The 19,905-nt window shown below is 65.5% G+C and carries 24 protein-coding genes; 14 read left to right on the top strand and 10 right to left on the bottom strand.

The annotated features are described in order from the left end of the window. Positions 1-11 precede the first annotated feature (11 nt). Entirely contained in the window at positions 12-416 is a 405-nt protein-coding gene (locus OG474_RS17920) for a VOC family protein (protein WP_405063454.1), read from the top strand. Positions 417-626: 210 nt separating this feature from the next. On the opposite strand, the gene OG474_RS17915 is transcribed toward OG474_RS17920, so the two are convergent. Beyond that, positions 627-1,070 (bottom strand): NUDIX domain-containing protein, encoded by a 444-nt coding sequence (locus tag OG474_RS17915; protein ID WP_405063453.1) that lies wholly within the window; start codon positions 1,068-1,070, stop codon positions 627-629. Between the two features lie 69 nt (positions 1,071-1,139). Continuing rightward, a complete protein-coding gene (locus OG474_RS17910) occupies positions 1,140-2,492 on the bottom strand; it encodes a hypothetical protein (protein ID WP_405063452.1) in 1,353 nt (450 codons plus the stop codon). A 322-nt stretch (positions 2,493-2,814) separates the two neighbouring features. Here OG474_RS17910 and OG474_RS17905 point away from each other — a divergent pair, with 322 nt between their 5' ends. The 4 genes from OG474_RS17905 to OG474_RS17890 all read left to right on the top strand — a co-directional run bounded on the left by OG474_RS17905 (position 2,815) and on the right by OG474_RS17890 (position 5,829). Then, the gene (locus tag OG474_RS17905; RefSeq protein ID WP_405063451.1) at positions 2,815-3,144 is read left to right on the top strand and encodes a hypothetical protein; all 330 of its coding nucleotides are present in this window, start codon (positions 2,815-2,817) and stop codon (positions 3,142-3,144) included. Positions 3,145-3,464: 320 nt separating this feature from the next. Continuing rightward, positions 3,465-3,785: a hypothetical protein gene (locus tag OG474_RS17900; RefSeq protein ID WP_405063449.1), complete on the top strand. Its 321-nt coding sequence runs from the start codon at positions 3,465-3,467 to the stop codon at positions 3,783-3,785. A gap of 93 nt (positions 3,786-3,878) precedes the next feature. Next, positions 3,879-4,685 (top strand): retroviral-like aspartic protease family protein, encoded by an 807-nt coding sequence (locus tag OG474_RS17895; protein ID WP_405063448.1) that lies wholly within the window; start codon positions 3,879-3,881, stop codon positions 4,683-4,685. Positions 4,686-4,914: 229 nt separating this feature from the next. Further along, the gene (locus tag OG474_RS17890) at positions 4,915-5,829 is read left to right on the top strand and encodes an aminoglycoside phosphotransferase family protein (RefSeq protein ID WP_405063447.1); all 915 of its coding nucleotides are present in this window, start codon (positions 4,915-4,917) and stop codon (positions 5,827-5,829) included. 4 nt (positions 5,830-5,833) lie between these two features. Here the strand turns inward: OG474_RS17890 and OG474_RS17885 are convergent, their stop codons facing one another. Genes OG474_RS17885 through OG474_RS17875 form a run of 3 tightly spaced genes read right to left on the bottom strand, consistent with a single transcriptional unit; the run spans position 5,834 to position 7,038 of the window. Beyond that, positions 5,834-6,178: a ClpX C4-type zinc finger protein gene (locus OG474_RS17885; protein ID WP_405063446.1), complete on the bottom strand. Its 345-nt coding sequence runs from the start codon at positions 6,176-6,178 to the stop codon at positions 5,834-5,836. Between the two features lie 41 nt (positions 6,179-6,219). Then, positions 6,220-6,525, bottom strand: coding sequence for a hypothetical protein (locus OG474_RS17880; RefSeq protein ID WP_405063445.1), 306 nt, complete (start codon positions 6,523-6,525; stop codon positions 6,220-6,222). 3 nt (positions 6,526-6,528) lie between these two features. Next, the gene (locus tag OG474_RS17875) at positions 6,529-7,038 is read right to left on the bottom strand and encodes a GNAT family N-acetyltransferase (protein WP_405063443.1); all 510 of its coding nucleotides are present in this window, start codon (positions 7,036-7,038) and stop codon (positions 6,529-6,531) included. Between the two features lie 85 nt (positions 7,039-7,123). Between OG474_RS17875 and OG474_RS17870 the strand changes: the two genes are divergently transcribed. Then, a complete protein-coding gene (locus OG474_RS17870; RefSeq protein WP_405063442.1) occupies positions 7,124-7,675 on the top strand; it encodes an SGNH/GDSL hydrolase family protein in 552 nt (183 codons plus the stop codon). On the opposite strand, the gene OG474_RS17865 is transcribed toward OG474_RS17870, so the two are convergent. From OG474_RS17865 to OG474_RS17855, 3 genes are all read right to left on the bottom strand, one after another. After that, the gene (locus tag OG474_RS17865) at positions 7,648-7,983 is read right to left on the bottom strand and encodes a hypothetical protein (RefSeq protein ID WP_405063441.1); all 336 of its coding nucleotides are present in this window, start codon (positions 7,981-7,983) and stop codon (positions 7,648-7,650) included. The two genes, OG474_RS17870 and OG474_RS17865, sit on opposite strands and share 28 nt — an antisense overlap. Before the next feature lie 76 nt (positions 7,984-8,059). Continuing rightward, positions 8,060-8,656: a hypothetical protein gene (locus OG474_RS17860; protein ID WP_405063440.1), complete on the bottom strand. Its 597-nt coding sequence runs from the start codon at positions 8,654-8,656 to the stop codon at positions 8,060-8,062. Further along, positions 8,637-9,218: a helix-turn-helix domain-containing protein gene (locus OG474_RS17855; RefSeq protein WP_405063439.1), complete on the bottom strand. Its 582-nt coding sequence runs from the start codon at positions 9,216-9,218 to the stop codon at positions 8,637-8,639. The genes OG474_RS17860 and OG474_RS17855 overlap by 20 nt, the downstream gene beginning before the upstream one ends. A 230-nt stretch (positions 9,219-9,448) precedes the next feature. Here OG474_RS17855 and OG474_RS17850 point away from each other — a divergent pair, with 230 nt between their 5' ends. The 6 genes from OG474_RS17850 to OG474_RS17825 all read left to right on the top strand — a co-directional run bounded on the left by OG474_RS17850 (position 9,449) and on the right by OG474_RS17825 (position 13,468). Further along, the gene (locus OG474_RS17850) at positions 9,449-10,072 is read left to right on the top strand and encodes an SAM-dependent methyltransferase (RefSeq protein ID WP_405063438.1); all 624 of its coding nucleotides are present in this window, start codon (positions 9,449-9,451) and stop codon (positions 10,070-10,072) included. Positions 10,073-10,111: 39 nt separating this feature from the next. Continuing rightward, positions 10,112-10,504, top strand: coding sequence for a DUF4375 domain-containing protein (locus tag OG474_RS17845; RefSeq protein WP_405063437.1), 393 nt, complete (start codon positions 10,112-10,114; stop codon positions 10,502-10,504). Positions 10,505-10,752: 248 nt separating this feature from the next. After that, a complete protein-coding gene (locus OG474_RS17840; RefSeq protein WP_405063436.1) occupies positions 10,753-11,505 on the top strand; it encodes a phosphotransferase enzyme family protein in 753 nt (250 codons plus the stop codon). 22 nt (positions 11,506-11,527) lie between these two features. Beyond that, a complete protein-coding gene (locus OG474_RS17835) occupies positions 11,528-12,433 on the top strand; it encodes a serine hydrolase domain-containing protein (RefSeq protein WP_405063435.1) in 906 nt (301 codons plus the stop codon). A gap of 67 nt (positions 12,434-12,500) precedes the next feature. After that, the gene (locus OG474_RS17830; protein WP_405063434.1) at positions 12,501-13,013 is read left to right on the top strand and encodes a hypothetical protein; all 513 of its coding nucleotides are present in this window, start codon (positions 12,501-12,503) and stop codon (positions 13,011-13,013) included. After that, positions 12,950-13,468 carry a GNAT family N-acetyltransferase gene (locus OG474_RS17825; RefSeq protein ID WP_405063433.1) on the top strand — a complete coding sequence of 173 codons (519 nt, stop codon included), beginning with the start codon at positions 12,950-12,952 and terminating at the stop codon, positions 13,466-13,468. Before OG474_RS17830 ends, OG474_RS17825 begins: the two co-directional genes overlap by 64 nt. On the opposite strand, the gene OG474_RS17820 is transcribed toward OG474_RS17825, so the two are convergent. Together OG474_RS17820 and OG474_RS17815 are read right to left on the bottom strand one after the other, a co-directional pair. Continuing rightward, positions 13,446-16,661 (bottom strand): S8 family peptidase, encoded by a 3,216-nt coding sequence (locus tag OG474_RS17820; protein WP_405063432.1) that lies wholly within the window; start codon positions 16,659-16,661, stop codon positions 13,446-13,448. The two genes, OG474_RS17825 and OG474_RS17820, sit on opposite strands and share 23 nt — an antisense overlap. Positions 16,662-16,766: 105 nt before the next feature. After that, entirely contained in the window at positions 16,767-17,900 is a 1,134-nt protein-coding gene (locus OG474_RS17815) for an erythromycin esterase family protein (protein WP_405063431.1), read from the bottom strand. Positions 17,901-17,981: 81 nt separating this feature from the next. Here OG474_RS17815 and OG474_RS17810 point away from each other — a divergent pair, with 81 nt between their 5' ends. Then, complete coding sequence (locus OG474_RS17810) at positions 17,982-18,545, top strand: DinB family protein (RefSeq protein WP_405063430.1); 564 nt, start codon at positions 17,982-17,984, stop codon at positions 18,543-18,545. A 199-nt stretch (positions 18,546-18,744) separates the two neighbouring features. After that, positions 18,745-19,296 carry an AAA family ATPase gene (locus OG474_RS17805; RefSeq protein WP_405063429.1) on the top strand — a complete coding sequence of 184 codons (552 nt, stop codon included), beginning with the start codon at positions 18,745-18,747 and terminating at the stop codon, positions 19,294-19,296. Positions 19,297-19,905: the final 609 nt, after the last annotated feature.

Genomic DNA, 19,905 nt, shown 5'->3' with positions numbered 1-19,905 from the left:
GGCGACGAACGATGGAGAGCTTCGACGATGAAGCGGTGCGGTTCCGCTGGAATGCGGTCTGCATCGACTGCGCACCCGAGCACTACGACGCTGAGGTGGCCTTCTACCGCGATTTGCTCGGGACTGAGGTGGCCGAGCGCGAGTCGCGTTGGGCTGCCCTGCGCGACCCCCAAAGTGGAATGTGGCTGAACATCCAGGCCAATGATTGGTATCTGCCACCTGTGTGGCCAGAGGACGTTCCCGCGCAGACGAAGATGATGCACTTCGAGATCCGAGTGAACGACGTCCAAGCCGCGGTCACGCGTGCAGTGTCGTTCGGTGCTCGTGAGGCTCCTCAGCAGCCAGCAGACCGAGACCTGCGCCGGCTAAGGGTAATGCTGGATCCTGCGGGACATCCCTTCTGCCTCTGGAGTTGACGCCGACGCAGCAATGGCGTCGAGTCGCCTCAGGGCTAGCCGCCCCACGCCTTGGCGCCTGAACCAGAGCGCGTCATGCACTGACGCAGACACCTGCGCCGGCTACGCGACTACTCTCCAAGCTGCGGCCATGAGGTGTGCCCGATCGGAAGACTAGCGGCGGTTGGCGACTAGAGCCTCAGCCTGCCCTTGGAGTTGTTGCTGAGGCGCCTAGAGCCATCCGTCTAGGGAGACTTCGACCGCGCCGGATAGGTAGCTGCGTAAGGCGGCGCCGGTGGTGTTGACGAATGCGTCGGGGATGGCGGCCGCGTCGATCCATTCGGCGGTGGCGTGCTTGTCGGGCTCGAGGTTTGTCAGCTCGCCGGTCCAACGGTGGGCTGCGAACACGATGGTGACGAATCCGGTGGGTGATTCCACACCGAAAGAGCTGTGGATCACGTGCGCGAGTTGCAGGTCGGCCGGGTCGACGACGAGACCGGTTTCCTCTGCCAGCTCGCGGACTGCTGTCACAGTGATCGGCTCGCCTGGCGTGGCTTTGCCTACTGGGAGGTCCCAGAGGCCTTGGGCGAACTTTGCCCGAGGTCCGCGTTGAAGCAACGCGACTCGGTCTGTGGTTCGGTCGTGCACGATCACGCCGGCGACCAGCAACGTCATCGACTCTGTTGCCGGCTGGAGGTTGGATCCATTGGCGGGCAAGGACTTACTTTCCTTTCGTCGTGTGGTTCAGCGGCTCATCGCAGCAGCCCGACGATCCAGGTCGGCGGCACCAGGCACTCCGCGTTTCCGATAGACAGCGAGTGTCGGGCGGATGGAGCTCATCGCCTTGCGGGTGCGATCAGACACCATCCCATCAGTCAGGTCGAGTGAGCTTGTCCAGGCACCGACCGCCTCGTCAGCGCGACCTTGGGTGGCCAGGCTATCGCCGAGATCCGCGAACGTGAGGACGTGGACTCGCTTGTACTTGACTGGATCCCAAGCTTTGAGAGCGGCACGATGCTGTCGCTCCGTACCACCGTGGTCCCCGAGATCCGTCAGGGCTCGCGCGGTGTGACTGGCGATCGTCCCTGCCGCAGGTCCGGCTGCAGCGGAGAATCCAGGCTGCGGGGCGTCGAGCCTGGTCAGGGCAGCCTCTGCGGCCAGAAGAGCCCGGGCAGCTGGAGCGCCGTCTCTGAGAAACGCCAACGCACGAGCCTGGGTGATGTGCAGCAACGCCATGGTCTGACCATCGAGGTGGCCTAGCCCTCTCTTGAGCGCCAGTCCAATGAGATCCGCGCAGTGCCGTGGCTGTTTCAAACTCAAGGCCTGATGTGCAAGCGCCCGCATCATCCAGGCGGCATGCCCGTGTGGGTCGGCCTCACACGCCAGCTGAAAGCCGACCAGGTAGTACCGCTGGGCAGCGCCTTCGTGCCCGAGGTCGTGGTGCTTCCATCCCGCCAGGTAGGCAAGTTCGGCAACGGCGCCGAAAGCTTGGCATCGGACATCATCCGACTGGAATCTTCCGCGCAGCATTGGTGCTGCGGTGTCGGCCAGATAGGCAGCTACGGTCGACAGGCCGTGGCCGCCGCCGAGCATCTCATCGGCGGCAGTGAACACGGCTGTCACGTTACGAACGACTTCGATTTCCGGCTCTCCCACAGCACCGAGAGACTTCCTTGCTCGCATCATCCGACCGACAGCATCCTGGTCGTAAGACAGTGGCATCGCGACGCCGGCCGCGGTGAATGCTGCGACTGCGAGCAATTGCCTCCGATCGAGGTCCGCACGTCCCAGTTCCGAAGCCGCGACGACAGGGTCTTCATCTGCCACCGAGATCTCCTCGCTGCCACGCAGGCCGATTTCGCTCGCCGTGACGGTACGACCAACCCTGCGGGAAAGAGCCTCAGCCAAGTACTGGCCGGTGCGGCCCGATGGCTGGGAACCCTCGACCCAGTGAGCGACGGCAGACTTGTTGGTCCGCAGGAGTTCACCGTTCTCCGCGGCTACTCGCCGGACCGCGCGCGCAACTGCGTCATAAGTCCAGCCGGTGGAAGCGATGGTGTCTCTGAGCTGGACGTTTGCTTGCCGGGTCGTCGCCACCGCCCACCTCCGCTAAACCGGCTAAACCACTCTCTGTCCCTCAAAGACTACCCCCTGTATTCGGGGACTGCTTGACTCACAACCAAGCGAATCATCGCTGCAGCAAGCGCCGATTCGCTTTGGTCAAATCCCTTCAGTAGAAGGCCTTTGCGCCTCGTCGCGCCTTCGCCGGAGGGGCCTCAGTTCAACAGCCAACACAGCAATGTCCGACCCCTTGGGAGTGACCCACCGTGATCCCTGAGATGTGGGCACTCATCTGTATCGCCATCGTTTTGGCCGTTTGCATGGTCCGCGACATCACCCGCAACGACCGGGACGACTGATGACTGACACCTTCCCCAAGCCACTCGCGGTCGGGTACATCAGCGCGCAGGCGCTCGCCGCGGCCTCCGAGCTGACAACGTTGAAGCGGGACATCACAGAGTTCGCCATCGCGTGCGGGTTCATCCTCCTCGCGACCTTCGTGGAGGACTCGGAGACAACGCCAGCCGCGTTCGACGACATGGTTCAGAACACGTGGAGGAACGGCGTGAGGACCATCATCATGCCCAGCGTCATTCACCTTGCCTGCCTCGGCAATCCGGTGGTGATGAAGGCCCACCTGGAGCACCACCTCGGCGGGAAGGTGCTCTTCACGAATTCCGCCGCCTGATCGGTGGAGCGGGCGTGCCGGCCCCTGCGCCCGCGCTCGCTCTGCCTTCCACCAGAACGGCTCACCATCACGGGCCCCGCGTGAGCCGTTCTCCGGTGGCGGCAGCTCCCACTCCTCAACAGCCCAACACCTCACGGGCTGGGGACCTGCCACCGCGAGCGGCCCTCGGTTGGTCTCCTCATCAGCCGGGGGCCGCTCATCTGCCGGTCAGCTGGTTACCGCGAGTGGGTCAGGTACGACGAGCTCACGCGCGCTACTGCGACGGACCGTTCTGCCCGGGCAGACTTGAGCCGAAGACGTTGCCACCTGGAGGAACGTGGATGACCGGGCTTGAACTGCATATTTTCATCGCGCTTGACGACGTACGAGGGGATCTTGTTGACGTCTATGCAGCCGTGCGGTCGGAGCTGCTGCATCTGCCGAACTACGCGGTGAAGGCTTTCGGTGAGAGGTTGGACAGGCATGGCGTGGAGCCGGGATTTGTTGCGGTGGTTGCCTACGTGGGCGGTGTTGCGGTCAGGTATGCCGACGCCAACACGATCGAGCGCGGCGGCCGGAGACGGAAAGGTCTACGCGCTCTACGAGTCATGGGGATACGGAGATCGGAGAGAGCCAGCAATCCACCTCTTCCCCTCTCCTAAAGGTGATGGTCCGACCCACGGTGTAATGATTGGCGGCCGGTAACTCTCGGCAGCAACCTGTACACGTGCGGCCTCGGTTGCCATCATCGGGTGATGGGGACCAGGCTGATGCTTCCGCTGCCGGTTCTGCCCGACACGTCTGATCCGCGTGCGTGCCAAGTGCTTCTGGATGCCGTCGCCGACGGTGTTCCTATCCGCATGTTGTTGGACACCGGGACATACCGCAGTTCGGTTCCGCACCGGGATGTGCCCACCGACGGCCTCCAGCAGAACGCCCGCTCAGGAAGTGGCGTATTTGGTAGTGCGAAGGTTGACGAGACGCTCATGCGATTGGGGGTGTTGGAGTGGGGGTCCCTGACGACGCGGGACCTGACGGTGACTATGGACTCGCCGGGCTGGCCGCACCCTCCGTTGCTGGGCATGGATGTCCTCGGCTCGCATGCATGTCATTTCCGCTTCGGTGAAGGCGTCCTCGAGCTCGACGGACCAGCACCCTGTGAGCCGCTTCTGCCATTGCCAACTCCGTCTGACAAGACGCCCGCGCTGCCTGTGCAGTGGGAGGGCATCACCATCAAGGCGGTATGGGACACCGGCGCCGGGATCACCCTCATCGACCATGCGTGGGCAGAAGCCCATCCGGAAATCGTCGCAATTGCCGATGAGTCCGGCACTGGCACAGATGTCCATGGCGCCAGCAATCAGCATCCCATGGGGCGGCTAGCGCCGTGCCGCATTGGCCAAGTGACCTTCCCCGAGCAGGATTGCGGCGTACTGGACCTGTCCGGCATCAACATCGACATGATCCTCGGCCTACCTCTCATTAGCCACGCCAACTGGTACATGGACTTCCCGCGGCAGCGGTGGAGCAACCGGAGCCCGAACGTAGAACGCGCAGGTTGATAAGCAGCAGCAGACCGAGCCGCCGTACAGACTGTTGGAAGGTCGCAAACGAGCGCAGCTTCGCAGCCGCCGCCCACCCGAAGACCGCGGTGAGCAGCGCCTGGCTCGCGACGGTCACATACTCCACATGCGCTCCTCGATCGACTGCCTCTCGGAGTGGACGCTAGGAGCGCCGCATACAGACACCTGCACAGCCGCTGTACAGAATCTGCTGAGTAGAGGAGGTGAGATGGAGATCCTGGACGAGTTCGGGCGGGTACGACGGACTCCGGAGGTTGCTGCCTACCTGGATGAGCTGGTGCAGGGCGAGAGTGCACTGGCGGGGCTGAAGCCGGAGGCGATTCCGTGGGGGATGTCGGGGATGTACTTCACCGGACGCTGGCCGGAGGGCGAGGTGCTGCTGAAGGTTGGGGTGTCGGAGACGCAGCGGTTCTGGAGCTCGGTTGTTGCGGAGCGGGATCCTGGGTTGGCTCCGCGGGTGCTGGCGGCTGGTGATCGGCTGGGTGGGGTCGAGCTTGGGTGGGTTGTCATGGAGCGGCTGCCGGGTGGGCTACATGACGGGTGGGGTGGTGCGGAGTTCGGCTTGCTGATGGACGCTGGCGTGCGGTTCCAAGCGCTGGCACGCACGATCGCGTCTCCTCCCTGCGCCGAGCTGACCGCGGATGCCGTGCACGGTTGGCTGGTGGCGGGGAAGGAACGCGACGCGCCCGGCCCGGTTGACGCCGTACTCGAGCGCTTCACGGACGACTGGCGATTCGTCAACGAGGTCTGCGAGCCGGAGATCTGCCACGGGGACCTGCACATGGGGAATGTGCTGATGCGGACTCCGGCGCCGGAGATCAGCCCGGCTCTGCTGATCGACTTCGAACCCTGCCGGATGCCGTGGGTATTCGACGCCGCCTACGCCCAGGTGCTGAACTCCGATCCCGCCCGAGCCGGCTGGCAAGGCCTGGTCGGGCAGATGGCGGACCACCGTCGTACGCGAGGCCTCCCGGTCTGCGCGGATCTGACGCGGGTGACCACCATCGCGCTTGCCTGGTACGCGTTGCGGATGTGGGGGATGCTCGGCCCGACCCCGGATCCCGCCTGGCGAGAGACCGCAGTGTGGCTGGAGCAGAACAGGGCCTACATCGCAGCGCTCTAGACCGTCACTCCTCGCCGGAGAAGCGTTCCCAGGCGGATTGGCGGCTCATGCCAAGGGCTTCGCCGATTCTTGCCCAGGTGACCGAGCGAGAGCGGAGGTGCAGGACGCGTTCCTGTACGGCGGCCTCCACCTGACCACGGGACACGTGGAGCCGCGCGATGTCGGCCAGCAGTTCCTCGACGGTCTTGTCGTCCAGCGGCGGGAACGAGCGCGTGGGGTCCTCGCTCAGTATCTGCTCGCACAGGCCGACGCAGTCGCTGCAGATGAAGACCGCAGGACCGGCGATGAGCCGATCGACGTCGGCCTTGTCCTTTCCACAGAACGAGCAACACACCGCGGTCTCCGCCATGACAGGCCTCCAGTTCCGTCAGGAATTCCCTGACACACTCGTCAGGCTAAGCCTGACAGACCCCAAGAGTCAATCGCCTCCCGCAACTGCTGAACGGATGGCGCCGGCACGAGTCGGCCGTCGTCGTCGCGATACAAGCGGCACGAAACTCCGCACTGCTCCCCAGCGGCGAACGGATCGGCCCCATTGATCAGCAAGGTCGGCGACCCCGCCATACCGAACCTCGCCGCATCCTCGTCAGACTCGATCACCCTGGTCGTCACAACCTGAGAGGTCACCTCGCCCAGCCGTTCCAGCAGCGGCGCAAGGTTCGGACAATCCGGCACATGCAGGACTGCGAGCTTCATTCTCTAAAGGTCTAGCAGGTAGAGGCTGAAGGTTGTTGGGGTTCCGTCGGGGTGGGTGTCTCGATTGGACGGGAAGTCGCGGATGTAGGTGAATCCGACCTTCTGTGCCACTCGGACGGAGGCCGTGTTCTCGGGCTCGACGCGGATGGCAGCCCGGGTCCCGATCTTCTCGGTTCGGAGGACGTCGCAGATGAGCCGGACGGCCTCGACGGCGATGCCTCGGCCGCGGGCCCAAGGGTGGATCGCGTAGGCCAAGGCGATGTCATCGGGGTCCAGGCCGTCATCGAGGTCGGGGGTGTAGTCGATGTACCCGCACAGCCGGCCGGAGCTCCAGATCCCGAGCCCGCGCTTACCGACTCCCGCGGCCGCGTTCCCGGCGAGCCACTCGAAGAACTCGGTCGTCCCTTCGACGTCGCCGTAACCGCCCGTCAGCCACCGGACGGTCAGATCGTCTTCCCCGGCGCAATGCGCCTCGGCGTCCGCCGCTGTGAGTGGCTTGAGCTCGACCGTCATGCGGAGACCGTACGTCGGGCAGCCCAGCACGTCGACCGGATTGCGAACCCGACGGCTGTCGGCGCACTGCGGCAGGATCGGGGTTATGACGGTTCTACTTCTGGGGGACAGCAACCTTGCTCGGCTCTATCACGAGCTGCCCGACCTGGTACCGGCCGCCTTCGGCGGATCCGTCGAGTGCCGGGCGGTCGGCGGCGCCTGGTCCTGGTCGCTGCGAGAGCAGGTCGGCGACCGGCCCCTGTCCGAGTACGACGCGATCGTCCTATCGATCGGCAGCAGCGACAACCATCCCGCCTTCGCCAGCTCACCGAAGCGCTTCCGCGAGAACGTGTCGCGGGAGCTGGAGCGCGGTGGTCGCTGGGTGGCGCTCGTACCACCAGGCCTTGCCCGTGCACCGCATCCCTTCGACACCGCCGAAGTCAACGCGTCGATCCGCCTGTACGCCGAGGTGCTGACCGAGCTCGTCGAGGCAGCCGGAGGTATCGCGGTGGACGTGCGCGCGGTGACCGACCGACTGGGTCCCGCCGGGTTCGATGCCGACGGCATGCACCTGACACGTACGGCGTACCAGGAGTTGGTGCCGAAGATCGCCGAAGCGCTGGCAGGGGTTCAGGCGCTGGGGTCCGGCTCGATGTAGTCGGGCTCGGGGTCGGTCGGGAATCGGACCGCATCGATGGTGGTCGCGCCACTGAGCCAGGCCTTGGCGATCCGGTGACCGCCGTCCATCAGGCGTCCGTCCGACGAGAGGATCACCGGGTACCTGAGCTCGGCCTTCTGGATGCGGCCCACGTGCTCGGCAACCATCCGGCAGGTGACCGCCCTGCCACCGAACCAGCAGTCCTCGTCGAACTCCCGAATGCTGTCGATCGGCACCGCCTCGGACGGCAGACCTTCCGCCAGCTTCCAGAGGCGTTCAGTCGTGTAGAAGGCTCGACCACCGGGCACAGGACGTGAGTGTTGTTGGGGCATCCCGCCATCATCACTCGATGCACCGATCCTCCGCGCGCCATTTACGCGGTGCTCATTCAGATCGGTGATTTGCCAACAGGCGTTCAGCCCTCACTGCGAGGAGCCGGATCTCGCGCCTCGTATCCTTGCCGTCGAGAATGAACTCGAGCGAATCCTCATCGGTGTAGTGACGGGCGATCACTTGCTCGAGATCGTCGGCCGAGGCACTCGCCATACCGAGGCGCCTGGTAAGGGTGACGATGTCGACGGCATCCTTGCGGCGCTGGGCAACCAACTTGGTGGCCAGCAAGAACTCGTCGGTCGCATACGTGATGTGCAGACCGGGCGCATCGCCATGGCGCAAAGCACCTTCGGGTAGCGGCGGCATCCACGCGCCGGCCCGGGTGTTCAGCCAATCTTCCGGGAGCTTACGTTGGCTCGCGATCGCAAGAGCCTCGTCGATCACCGCCTGGTCGCGCGTGATCGCATCGACGTCCTCGGTGCGGCGGGGGCTGTCGTCCGAGGAGACCGCGATCGCAGCGCCTCCGACAACGAAGACCGAGCCGCTACACCACGAGCCTTGAGCCGCTTGTCGAGCTCCGAGAGCAGGTCGATGATTTCGGCGGCCGAGAATTCGTGGCGGGCGGTGCTCATGCTGTCGCCAAGTCACGAGCAGGGATGTAGATGTTGGCCCGTGCCAGATAGTCGGGTGTTTCGTCGATGATCTCGGCGCGCTCGAGGAATGGGTGCTCCGGGATCCATGGATCCGGTAGAGCCTCGATGATGCTCCACTCGGGAGGGTCTTCGCCGGCAGCCTCGAACTCGTGTGCGGTCAGAACAGCCAGCAATGCATCGAAGCCGGCCTCGTTCGTCGGACCCGGCGCAGCCTCCCAGGCCGCCTCGGATCCGTCATGACGGTCCAGCAGCAAGCGCAGGTGATCGCGACCCTGGAGCAGCATCCGCCAGGCCCAGTCATCATCGCTCGCCTCGCGGATGGCCGTCGCCGTGACCGGCGCGGACATGATGCGGTACTCGCGCGCTTTGCAGAGGGCGTGAGCGAGCCGGGCAGCCCGCAGGACGAACTGCGCCGTCGGCTTGGTCTTTCCTGACCGGTACGTCGAGAAACGGGATGCGGAGGTTCCGAGGGCAGCAGCGAACGCGGCCTGCGACAACCCACTCTCGGCGAGTGCTTGATTGAGCAGATCAGCGACCGCCTGAGTGTCCTTGTCCATGCCACCACCCTTATCTAATCAGATAATACCCGGAGTGCTGAGGTAATCCAATAACTGGTTGCTTGGTTGCGGGTGGGGTGGGGAGAGTCGGGTGGGTGGATGATGCTGCGCTGGGGGATTTACTGAGGAACGAGCGGTATCCGCGGTCTGGTGGGTATTCGGCTCGGTGGATGGTTGACGGCGGGATGGGGCCGAATGCTGTCTGGCAGGCGGAGGCTTTGAGTGAGCGCATGGTGCTTGAGCCTGGGATGCGGGTGCTCGATATGGGGTGCGGGGCGGCGTTGAGCTCGATCTTCCTGGCCAAGGAGTTCGGGGTTGAGGTGTGGGCGACCGATCTGTGGGTCAAGCCGGACGAGAACCTGCGCCGCGTGGTCGAGGCGGGGGTGGAGGGCCGGGTGCATCCGATTCATGCGGAGGCCCACGCGTTGCCGTTTGCCGAAGGGTTTTTCGATGCGCTGGTCAGCATTGGCGCCTATCACTACTTCGGGACCGATGATCTCTACCTTGGCTACTACTCCCGGTTCGTGCAGGACGGCGGGCAGATCGGCATCGTGCAGCCGGGGCTTGCCGAGGAGTACGAGACACTGCCTCCGCCACACCTCACGCCGTACTGGAAGTGGGACTTCTGTGCGTGGCACAGCGCCGCTTGGTGGCGGCGGCATTGGGAGAAGACGGGGCTGGTCACCGTCGAGGTCGCTGAGCGGCTGCCCGACGGGTGGCGGGACTGGCTGCAGTGGAACGAGGCCTGCGACCATGACAACGGTACGCCGGGCCAGGAGGAAGCCCAGATGCTTCAAACCGACGCCGGCCGGGTGCTCGGTCTGTCCCGCGTCGTCGCCCGTCGGAACAGCTAGTGGCGGCAGGAGGGGCTGGGATGTCGTACCGTTCGTCGGGTGACCATTGACGCGTGGGCCTTCTATGAGGAATTTGCGGAATCGGACAGGTCCTCGCTGAGCGAGCGGGAACGGCAGGTGCTGGCCGTCTGCGATTTCCGCCAGGAGGTCAACTCCGGTGGGTTCGACTCGTACTTTCGGTACAACGGTGGTGACACCGCGTTGACCGCGATGACGGCCCTGCCGCGTCTGCTGGGTGCTCGGTGGGCTGATCTCTTCGGTGAGGCGGTGGCGTTGTTCGGCGCCCCGTATCCGCCGGATCCTGACGAGCGGGCCGAGAAGATCGACGACGACTCCCTCGACGCGACGCTCGATGAGCTCGACAAGCGCTTCTACCTGCTGGAGGCGTCCACCAACGCCGACGCCCGGCTCACCGAGGCTCTCAGCGCCTAACGGTTGTCGCCGCTCCCACCCAGCACCGCCCGCCGCTGCCGATCGGCCAGCTTCGCAATGTTGCGCTGAGCAACATCATCAAGCGGTACGCCGAAGTGGTCCGCTGCTCCAACTCTAGGTTGCGCGGACCGCCACCACTGATCAAGTGCCTTTGGCATTGGTTTTGGGATGGCGGCTGAGCGTGGCAGGGCGAGTGCTGCCGACGTTAGTCAGTGGTGGCGGTCCGCGAGTGCAGGCATCATCTTGGGATGTATGAAGAGGTTCTGACTGGTGGGAACGTCAGCGCGGAGGTTGTTCGGGTCGGGGCGACTGTGCGGAAGCCTGCGTTGGCTCAGACGGCCGGGGTCGAGGCGGTGCTGGAACACCTTGCTGGCAAGGGGCTTGCGGGTGCACCGCGGACGCTGGGGCGGGATGAGCGGGGCCGGCATGTGCTTGAGTACATTCCGGGAGATCTCGCCGACACGTTGATGCCGTTCTCGTTGGCCGAGTTGGAGCGGGTCGGGCGACTGGTGCGGGAGCTGCACGATGCGATGGAAGGGTTCGTGCCACCCGCGGACGCTGATTGGCAGTCGGTGATTGCCGATCCGGCCGGCGGGGACCTGATCTGTCACAACGATCTGGCCCCTTGGAACCTGGTTCGCAACGGCGATCGCTGGGTCTTCATCGACTGGGACAACGCCGGCCCGGCGACCCGCTTGTGGGACCTCGGGTACGCCGCCACTGGATTCGTACCGTTCGTGCCGGGCGGCGACGTACAGGTGGACGCACCTCGCCTGCGCGCGCTTGTGGACGGCTACGGCCTCGACGAGGAGCAGCGCCGCGCCCTGCCCGCCCAGATCGCGGCCCACACGCGCGGAATGTATGACCTGCTGATCGACGGCCACCGCACAGGCGAGCAGCCATGGGCACGCCTCTACGCCGAAGGTCACGGCGACTACTGGGGCCCGGCCGCCGCCTACATCGCCGAGAACCACGACGCGTGGGTCGAAGCGTTGCTCTGACAAACCGCCGTAAAGTTCGGGGATGGCGAGTGACGGGATTCGGCTGGGGCTGCTGGGTTTGCGGCAGGCGGTTCACGAACATGACCTTGGGCTGGAGGGGGTTCACGTCACCCGAGACGGCGAGGAGCCGGTCTCGTTCCGGTGGGTGAGCGACGATCGGCGCGACATCTACTCGGTGTCCAAGACATTCACGTCCGTTGCGGTCGGCATGGCCTGGGCGGAAGGTTTGCTCGAGCTGGACGATCCCGTCCTGGCTCATCTGCCGGAATTCACCCGTACGGCGGCCGATGGTGTCGACGAGCTGACCGTTCGGCACCTGCTGTCGATGACGGCCGGCATCGACTTCCGCTGGGACGATCCGGACCTCGACTTCGCAGGCGATCCAGCCCAGGCATTTCTCGCGACGCCACTCAACAGCCCGCCCGGCACCAAGTACGCCTACCGCGGCACGAACTCCTATCTCCTCGGCCGGATCATCGCCGCCGCCAGCGGATCCGACCTCCGAGAATTCCTGATGCCACGACTGTTCCGCCCGCTGGAGATCGGCAACCCGCAATGGTTCCGTTGCCCGCTCGGCTTCCCCCTAGGCGCGATAGGCCTACACCTGCGGACAGACGAGATCGCGCGCCTCGGCGAGACCCTCCTGTACGACGGCAACTTCCGCGGGGACCAACTGGTACCGGCCGACTACGTCGAACTGATGCGCACCGAGCTGACACCAACCGACCGCCCCGGCGACAACGCGTCGTACGGGCTGCACTGCTGGTCCTGCACGCGCGACGACGCCTGGCGGATGGACGGCATCTACGGCCAATTCAGCATCATGCTGCCGAACCACCACGCCTGCATCACAGTCACCGCCCACTACGAAAAGCCAACCACCGACATCCTCGACGCCATCTGGACCGAACTCGTCCCCTACCTCTGATCCATGGGCAGCACCCGACGCGTGAAAACCGGTGGCAGAGAGCAGTTCGGCGGGTCACTCTGGGGGCATGGAGCTGACCTTTGTTCATGATCCGCGCGGGGAGTGCTTCACCTTGATTCGCCGGGCGGATGGGGCTGAGTTCACGTTGTTCTCGTACTCGCGGAAGCATCGTGTGCCGCATGATCTCGCGCATGCTGTGACTGAGCGTGAGCTGGGAATGGCCGACGGGATCTTCGGTTGTATCGCGGCAGGTCTGGTTTTCGAGAGCATGGAGCAGACCGCGGGTAAGCGGCGTCACGATGCGAAGGTTCGGAGCGCGCGCATCCTGAAGGCGCGGAACAGCATCGGGATGAGCGAGGCGATCGCGGGCGTCATTCACGAGGCGGTCGAGCGGGACAGCGCGACGCCGTACGCGAGGGTGCGGGAGATGTGGGGCGTCACCCAGGCTGCGCCGTGCCCCTACACGGACGCCGATCTCGTCCGCACGACCGAGACGCTGCGTGAGCTCGGCAAACGGTGGCAGGCGAGTCCCGATCCCCTCGACTTCCCGTGGCCGAAGCAACTACAGGCCGCCGGATAGGCCCGATCTTGATCACCCGGAACCTTCAGATCGACGACTGGCCGGCGTTCTGGCCGTTGCTTCGGGCTATGGGAACCGATGACGACGAGGGCACGGCTGAGGCGCGGTACGGGAGGCTGCTCGGCGATCCGGCTTGGGGGATTCTGGGGGCTCTCGACGGTGGGCGGCTTGTGGGGTATGCCGCCGTGCAGGATTACGGGACGCATCTGAGGATCGGGGATCTGCATCGGATGGCTCGGTTGCATGATCTCTACGTCGATCCAGTGGCGCGTGGGCAGGGTGTTGGGCGGGCGTTGATGTCGGCTGTTGAGGGGTGGGCGAGCGGCCGAGTCAGGTATGTGGTGTGGCAAGCGCGGCGGGGGACTTCGGCCGGGTTTTACGAGCGGCTGGGGTACCGCGGGGAGGCGGTACCCCAGCCGGATTACTTGACGTTTACCTTAGAAGGAAGGCGTTGATGATGGTCTGGTCGACCTTGTTGCCTTGGGCATCGGTTGCGGTGGCTTTCAGGGAGACGGCCTTCGCGCCGGTCGGGTGCTTGATGAGGGCGAAGGTCTTGTTGCCGGCGGTGTAGAACTTGGCCGGCTGCCAGGTGGTACCGCCGTCGTGGGAGACGGACAGTGAGGTCAGGCGGGCGCGCTGGCCGGCGTTGTGGTCGATGGTGATCGGGACCAGGGTCGGGACCTTGGCCGAAGCGCCCGCGGGTGGGGCGAAGCGGACTGCCACGAACGGCAGCGCGGCCGGTTCCGGACCGGTGACGGTGTCGGAGTGGAAGGTCCAGTCGGCGACGATGCGCGAGGAGAGCGGGTTGTCCCGGGTTGCCTCGGTGTGGAGCTTGTAGGTCGCCGCGCCCGCCGGAACGCTGAAGTCGTCGATGTAGCCCGGGTAGGCGCTCGCCGCGACCTCCTTACCGTCCTTCGTGAGCACAGTGGTGCCTTCGGCCATCGAGTATCCGAAGTTGCCCGGGTTCTGGTCGGAGTTGAGCGGCAGGCTGATCCGCATCAGGTCGCCGATGCGACCGGCCGCGTCCGAACTGTCGTCGTACGACGGGAAGCCCGGACCGAACACCGGGAGCCCCCAACGCTCGGTCACTGTCCGCCCGCGCTCGTACGACTTCGGCGTACTGACGGCCTGGTTGGCGAAACCGCGCCAGTCCTCAGGATCCGTGGTCTCGACGAACGACGGGAACCACTTCGTGCCCGGCGAGTAGAACTCGTCCAGGGTGAACGGCAGCGGCCTGGTGAGGAACCCATCGCGGATCCCGTATGTACCGGGCTTGCTGCCGGTCTGCTCCGACCGCACGCGAGCCAGCGAACTGTCCCGCACCCGGTGCACCAGCTTGCTCGGCAGCTTGCCGAGATCGTTGCGCTGCAGCTTGTAGAGGTAGGTCGAGTCGGTCGGCGCCGACTTCACCTCCAGCGTCAGGAAGCGGGCCTCGTCCGGAGCCGCGGTGGTCCGGCTCGGCACCACGAACAGTCCGTCGAAGGTCGCCGAGCCGACGGTGGACCCGGTCGATTCGTCGCCGCCCCAGGCGGTGTCGCGACTGATCCCGAACGCCGCGAGGGAGGTGACCGCGTCGGGCTTGTCGACCTGGAAGCCGATCGGTACGCCGGACCGCGCATCGACGGTCATCTCCAGCGGCCCGGTGACCGTGAGCGTCGGCTCGGCGACGAGGGCAACCTTGTCCTCGGACGAGACGTCGGACTCGAAGTAGTGCCGTCCCTTCACCACCCGCACGGTCGTGGTGCTCCCGGCGCTCTCGTCCGGCAGGACGATGTTGGGGTGGTCGACATCGACGAACCGGAAGTTGTAGTTCGCCGTCGGCTTGCCGTCGAAGCCGATGTAGTTCAGCTTGACGTCGTAGCTCTCCACCTCGCGAGTGACCGCGATCGGCGTCCGGAGCGGACCGGCCGAAACCACGCCGCTGTAGATCCCGTCCACACCCGGTACGGCGGTGTTGGTGGTGACCGTGGCGGTCGCCTTGCCGCCGGCCGGGATGGTCAGCGAAGCCGGAGAGACCGTGAACATCCCAGCCGGAGCCGGCTTTCCGTCCGGCCCGTTGACCGAGGTGCTCAGGTCCAGCGTGACCGGAGCCGTGCCGGTGTTGGAGTACGTGACCTCGCGGTTGATCGGCTTGTCGTCGTTGTGCGGCCAACGGACAATCCCGTTGCTGATGCTCCCGACCGAAGCGTGCACAGTCGACTTCACCACCGCAGCGACGTCGACCCGGCCGGCCCCCTGCTCGAAGACAGTCAGCTTCGGATTCGCTTTCGCCGTACCCATCAGCGCGGCCTTGAGCTCAGCGGCCTTCCAGTCCGGGTGCTGCTGCGCCAGGATCGCGGCCGCGCCCGCGGTGTGCGGGGAAGCCATCGACGTACCGGACAGCTGCAGGTGATCCGGACCGATGTTCGGGTACTGACCGGCGAGGTAGCTGTCCTTGGCCTTCGCCGCGACAATGTCGACGCCGGGCGCAGTGATGTCCGGCTTGATCGCATTGTCCAGCCAGCGCGGACCGCGGCTGGAGAACTCAGCCAGCTTCTCGTCGTGGTCGACCGCACCGACCGTCAGCGCAGCATCGGCCGAAGCCGGGCTACCCAGTTTACCGCCGGAGTTTCCCGCGGAGAGCACGAAGAGCGTGCCGGTCTCGGCAGTCAGCCGGTTGACTGCCTGCGACAGTACGTCGGTGCCGTCACTCGGCCAGTCGGACCCGAGGCTCATGTTGATCACCTCGGCGCCGGAGTGCGCGGCCCACTCCATCCCGGCGATGATGCCCGAGTCGTAGCCGCTCCCTTCGTCGTCGAGGACCTTGCCGTTCAGCAGCTTGGCATCCGGCGCGACACCGCGGTAGATCTCGTCCTCGCCGGTCACGATCGACGCGACATGCGTGCCGTGGCCGAACTTGTCCGCTGTACCGCTCGCGCTCTCGGTGAAGTCCTTCGCCGCGACGACCGCGTCCTTCAGGTCGTCGTGCGTGGTGTCGATACCGGTGTCCAGTACGGCGACCTCGATGCCCTTGCCGGTCAGTCCGCTCTTCCACGCCTCCGGTGCGCCGATCTGCGGCACGCTCTTGTCCAGGAACGCCCGGACCGGCCCATCCAGCCGGATCCACTGCTTCCCCTTCGCGCTGAGCGCCGTCCGAGCACCAGTCCAGTACGGCGTCTCCTTGCCGACGCGAACCGCCGTACCGCCGATGCTCGGCAGGCTCCGGGCGTGGCTGGCACCGGACCGCAGTGCCACCGGACCACTGACGATCAACGGGATGTCGGAGCGCGACTTGTCGCCGTACCCGTTCTTGAGCAGCCGTGTGACGTTGAACAGCCGCGCGTCCAGCTCGCCGGACCGCACCGCGGCCTCAGCATCCAGCGGGAGCACGGTGAGGTCACCGTTGAGCTCCTTGCGCTGGATGAACTTGATGTTCTTCCGACCCTTGGCCGGCGCTATCTTGACCGGCTGGTCGCCGCGCAGGCTGACCAGATCACCGGTGATCAACGTGATGTCGCCGGTGGCCCCCAGGCCCTCCGGCTTCGCCGCCGACGGTTGGGGTCCGTCGGCCCGTAGCTCGCCCGCTGCCGCCGTACCGCCGAGCAGGCTGCTCGCAGCGACCAGCACCGCCAGCGCAGCCACGGCGGGACGAATGCGTCCCTTCCTCATAGCACCTCCACTGAGTCCTCACAGATGGGTGTTCATAGAGGTCTATGTCCGGAAGGTGCGAAAAGTTGACAGCGAGCGACAGGTTCGACGCTGCTCGAATCGAACTTAGGAAGGATTGACGTCCTTGACGAAGACGATCCCGTCGAGGCTGGGCAGGTGGTCCGGGTGGAGGGCGGCGTACCCGAACCAGGGCGAGACCCTGGGCTTCAGGGGGCCGGTGAGCGTGCGCGGATCGATCAGCTGCTGGTCCTGCGCGTAGAGGACGCCTTCGATCGTGTCTTCAGGCGGAGTGCCGACTTCGTGGTGGTGCATCGTGCCGATAGCTGTTGCTAGGAAGGCGTACTGCTCGCCCAGCTGCGCGTTGACCAGCGCACCGGCACTCCACCAGTGGTGCAGGGCGCCGGCCATGTTCATGGAGCTCTCCTCCCGCTGCAGGTGGGCGTTCTGGGCGAACACCAGCGTCGGACTGCGGTCAGTGAGGTCGAGAAGGTTGGCCGCCATCATCAAGTCCCGCTGGGCGAGCAGTCGCGCGATGCGGCTCGGCGAGGTGTCGGCCATCCAGTAGTGGTAGCGCAGCAGGCCGGTGGCGGTGCGCGCATACAGACGGGCGCGGTTCCACTCCTCGCGGGAGGATGCCTTCAGCAGGTACGGCGTTTGCGTGTCGACGAGGGCGGTGAGGTGTCCGGCGAGCAGTTGCAGGCGCTCGGCCTCAGGCGTCTGACCGATGGACTGGTCCGGCTCGTACATGACGGCCGGATTGGTCCAGCGCTCGTCCGAACCAAGCAGGTCGTCGAGAGCGTCCGACGTACCAGGAAGCAGGTCAGCGTCGAGCCAGGTCGCGAGGTAGTTGTGCAGAGTGGTGAGTACGTGGCGCGGACTCTCCGGACCGCTGATCTCCAGCGGCCCGTCGAACCCGGCGAACCGCACCTGGTCCGACCGCCCTTCGTTGAACGCCCGCATCCACTGCACCAGCTGGCGGTTCCCCTCCAGCCCACCCCACTCATGGCTGAACCCGCTCGCCATCACCTCATCAAGATCGCCCAGCCCCGACGTCACGTAGTCATCCACCACCAGCCCGCGCAAGCAGTCGGACTCCAAGGCGATGGTCCGGTACCCCTCCGCCACCAACTGCTGGAACAGTTCGTTGCGCAGGTAGAGCAGCTGGTTCTCGTTGTGGGTCGGCTCGCCCAGTGCGAGCAGTCGCGGCTTGTTCGACAACATCTCCAGGACGGCATTCATGACTTCAACTTTATCGTTGAAGTTCCTTTTTGAACCTTTGCGCTGGTTCCCCGCCTAAATCTCAAGAGGAAGCTTAAATACGTGATTGACGACTTTGCGAAGACCTATCTGCACGACGCACTCGGCTGGGCCCGGGCCGACCTGGTCCGGAAGCTCGAGGGCCTGTCCGAATACGACATCCGCCGCCCCCTCACGCGGACCGGAACCAACCTGCTCGGTCTGGTGAAGCACCTGACTCTCTCCGAGGCTCGCTACTTCGGCCAGATCTTCGACCGGCCCTACCCGGAACCCATCCCAAGCTTCTCCGACCCAGGCTTCGACAGCAGCGACTACCTGTGGGTCCGCCCGGACGAATCCCGCGCCGACATCCTCGACGGCTACGCCCGCGCCTGCGAGCACGCCGACGCCACCATCAACGCCCTGCCGATCGACGCCCCAGGCCAGGTCCCCTGGTGGCCCCGGCCCGACGTGAAGCTCTTCAACGTCCTGGTCCACCTCACCATCGAAACCAACCGCCACCTGGGCCACGCCGACATCCTCCGCGAAGAACTGGACGGCGCCCTCGGCTCCTCCCCCATCCCCACCACCACCGACTGGACCCCCCACCGAGCCAAAGTCGAACAAGCCGCCAAGGTCGCCAAGTAGTGCAGGGTGGCGGGCGGACACATCCCGGGGGTGAGCGCTACCTGCTGGGGCCCTGAACAAGTTATGCCTTGTCCAAGGCCCCCACTTCCTGTTCACACCCCCGGCAAATGCCCGCAGGTCGCTTGCTACGCACCGTTTAGCGGGGGTGGAGGGGGTTTATTGCGTTGCTGGGATTGAGGGTGGCGGCGAGGCTGGGGTGATGGGATCGGTGCTGGTGGTTGGGGGTCCGGGGTCTGGCAAGTCGTCGGTGGCTGAGGAGTTGCGGCGGCGGGGGATGCGATCGGTTGACGCGGACTTCGTCCTCGCCCGGTGGGAGGATCCTGACGGTTCGCAGGTGGCGTTCCCCGCGGAGGCGCCCTCGATGGAGTGGATCCAGCAACACCGCTGGCACTGGGTCCCCGAACGAGTCGACCAACTGCTGGCTGAGTCACGCGAGCACCCACTGGTCGTCTGCGGCACGGCCGCGAACATGGGCGACCACCTGGCCCGCTTCGACCTGCTGATCCTCCTCCAGGTCGACGCACCGACGATGATCCAGCGACTGACTGACCCCAGTCGCAACAACGACTTCGGCAAGTCCGAATCCACCCTGCAGTGGTCCCTCGACTGGCGTCCCCGCCTGGAAGCCGAGATGCTCGCCGCCGGCGCCCACCCCGTAAACGCCCTCCAACCCCTCGCCGCCGTCACCGACGAGATCCTCCACCTCACCACCACCGCCGGAATCCACCTCCCCGTCGCCAAGAACACGTAGTACTCCCCACCCCACCTATCTAGGCCCCAGTCCGACGCCTGGCACCCGGTCGCCGAGCCACCCACTACATGTCGTTACCGACAAATCCTCCGAAGCACAGGGGCAGGCGCCGCAGCTAACGTCCGACGATCCGGAGACCACGTGCGCGGTTCTTTCGGACGTTGCGGGGGTGGGCAGCTAACGTCCGACGATCCGGAGACCACGTGCGCGGTTCTTTCGGACGTTGCAGGGGTGGGCAGCTAACGTCCGATGATCCGGAGACCACGTGCGCGGTTCTTTCGGACGTTGCGGGAGTGGGCAGCTAACGTCCGACGATCCGGAGACCACGTGCGCGGTTCTTTCGGACGTTGCGGGAGTGGGCAGCTAACGTCCGACGATCCGGAGACCACGTGCGCGGTTCTTTCGGACGTTGCGGGAGTGGGCAGCTAACGTCCGACGATCCGGAGACCACGTGCGCGGTTCTTTCGGACGTTGCAGGGGTGGGCAGCTAACGTCCGATGATCCGGAGACCACGTGCGCGGTTCTTTCGGACGTTGCCGGGGTGGGCAGCTAACGTCCGACGATCCGGAGACCACGTGCGCGGTTCTTTCGGACGTTGCCGGGGTGGGC

Origin of the sequence: Kribbella sp. NBC_01505 (assembly GCF_045040285.1) — a bacterium.
Lineage (GTDB): Bacteria > Actinomycetota > Actinomycetes > Propionibacteriales > Kribbellaceae > Kribbella.
The sequence above is the reverse complement of the archived record's forward strand: the minus strand, read 5'-3'. Positions and strand labels throughout refer to the sequence as shown.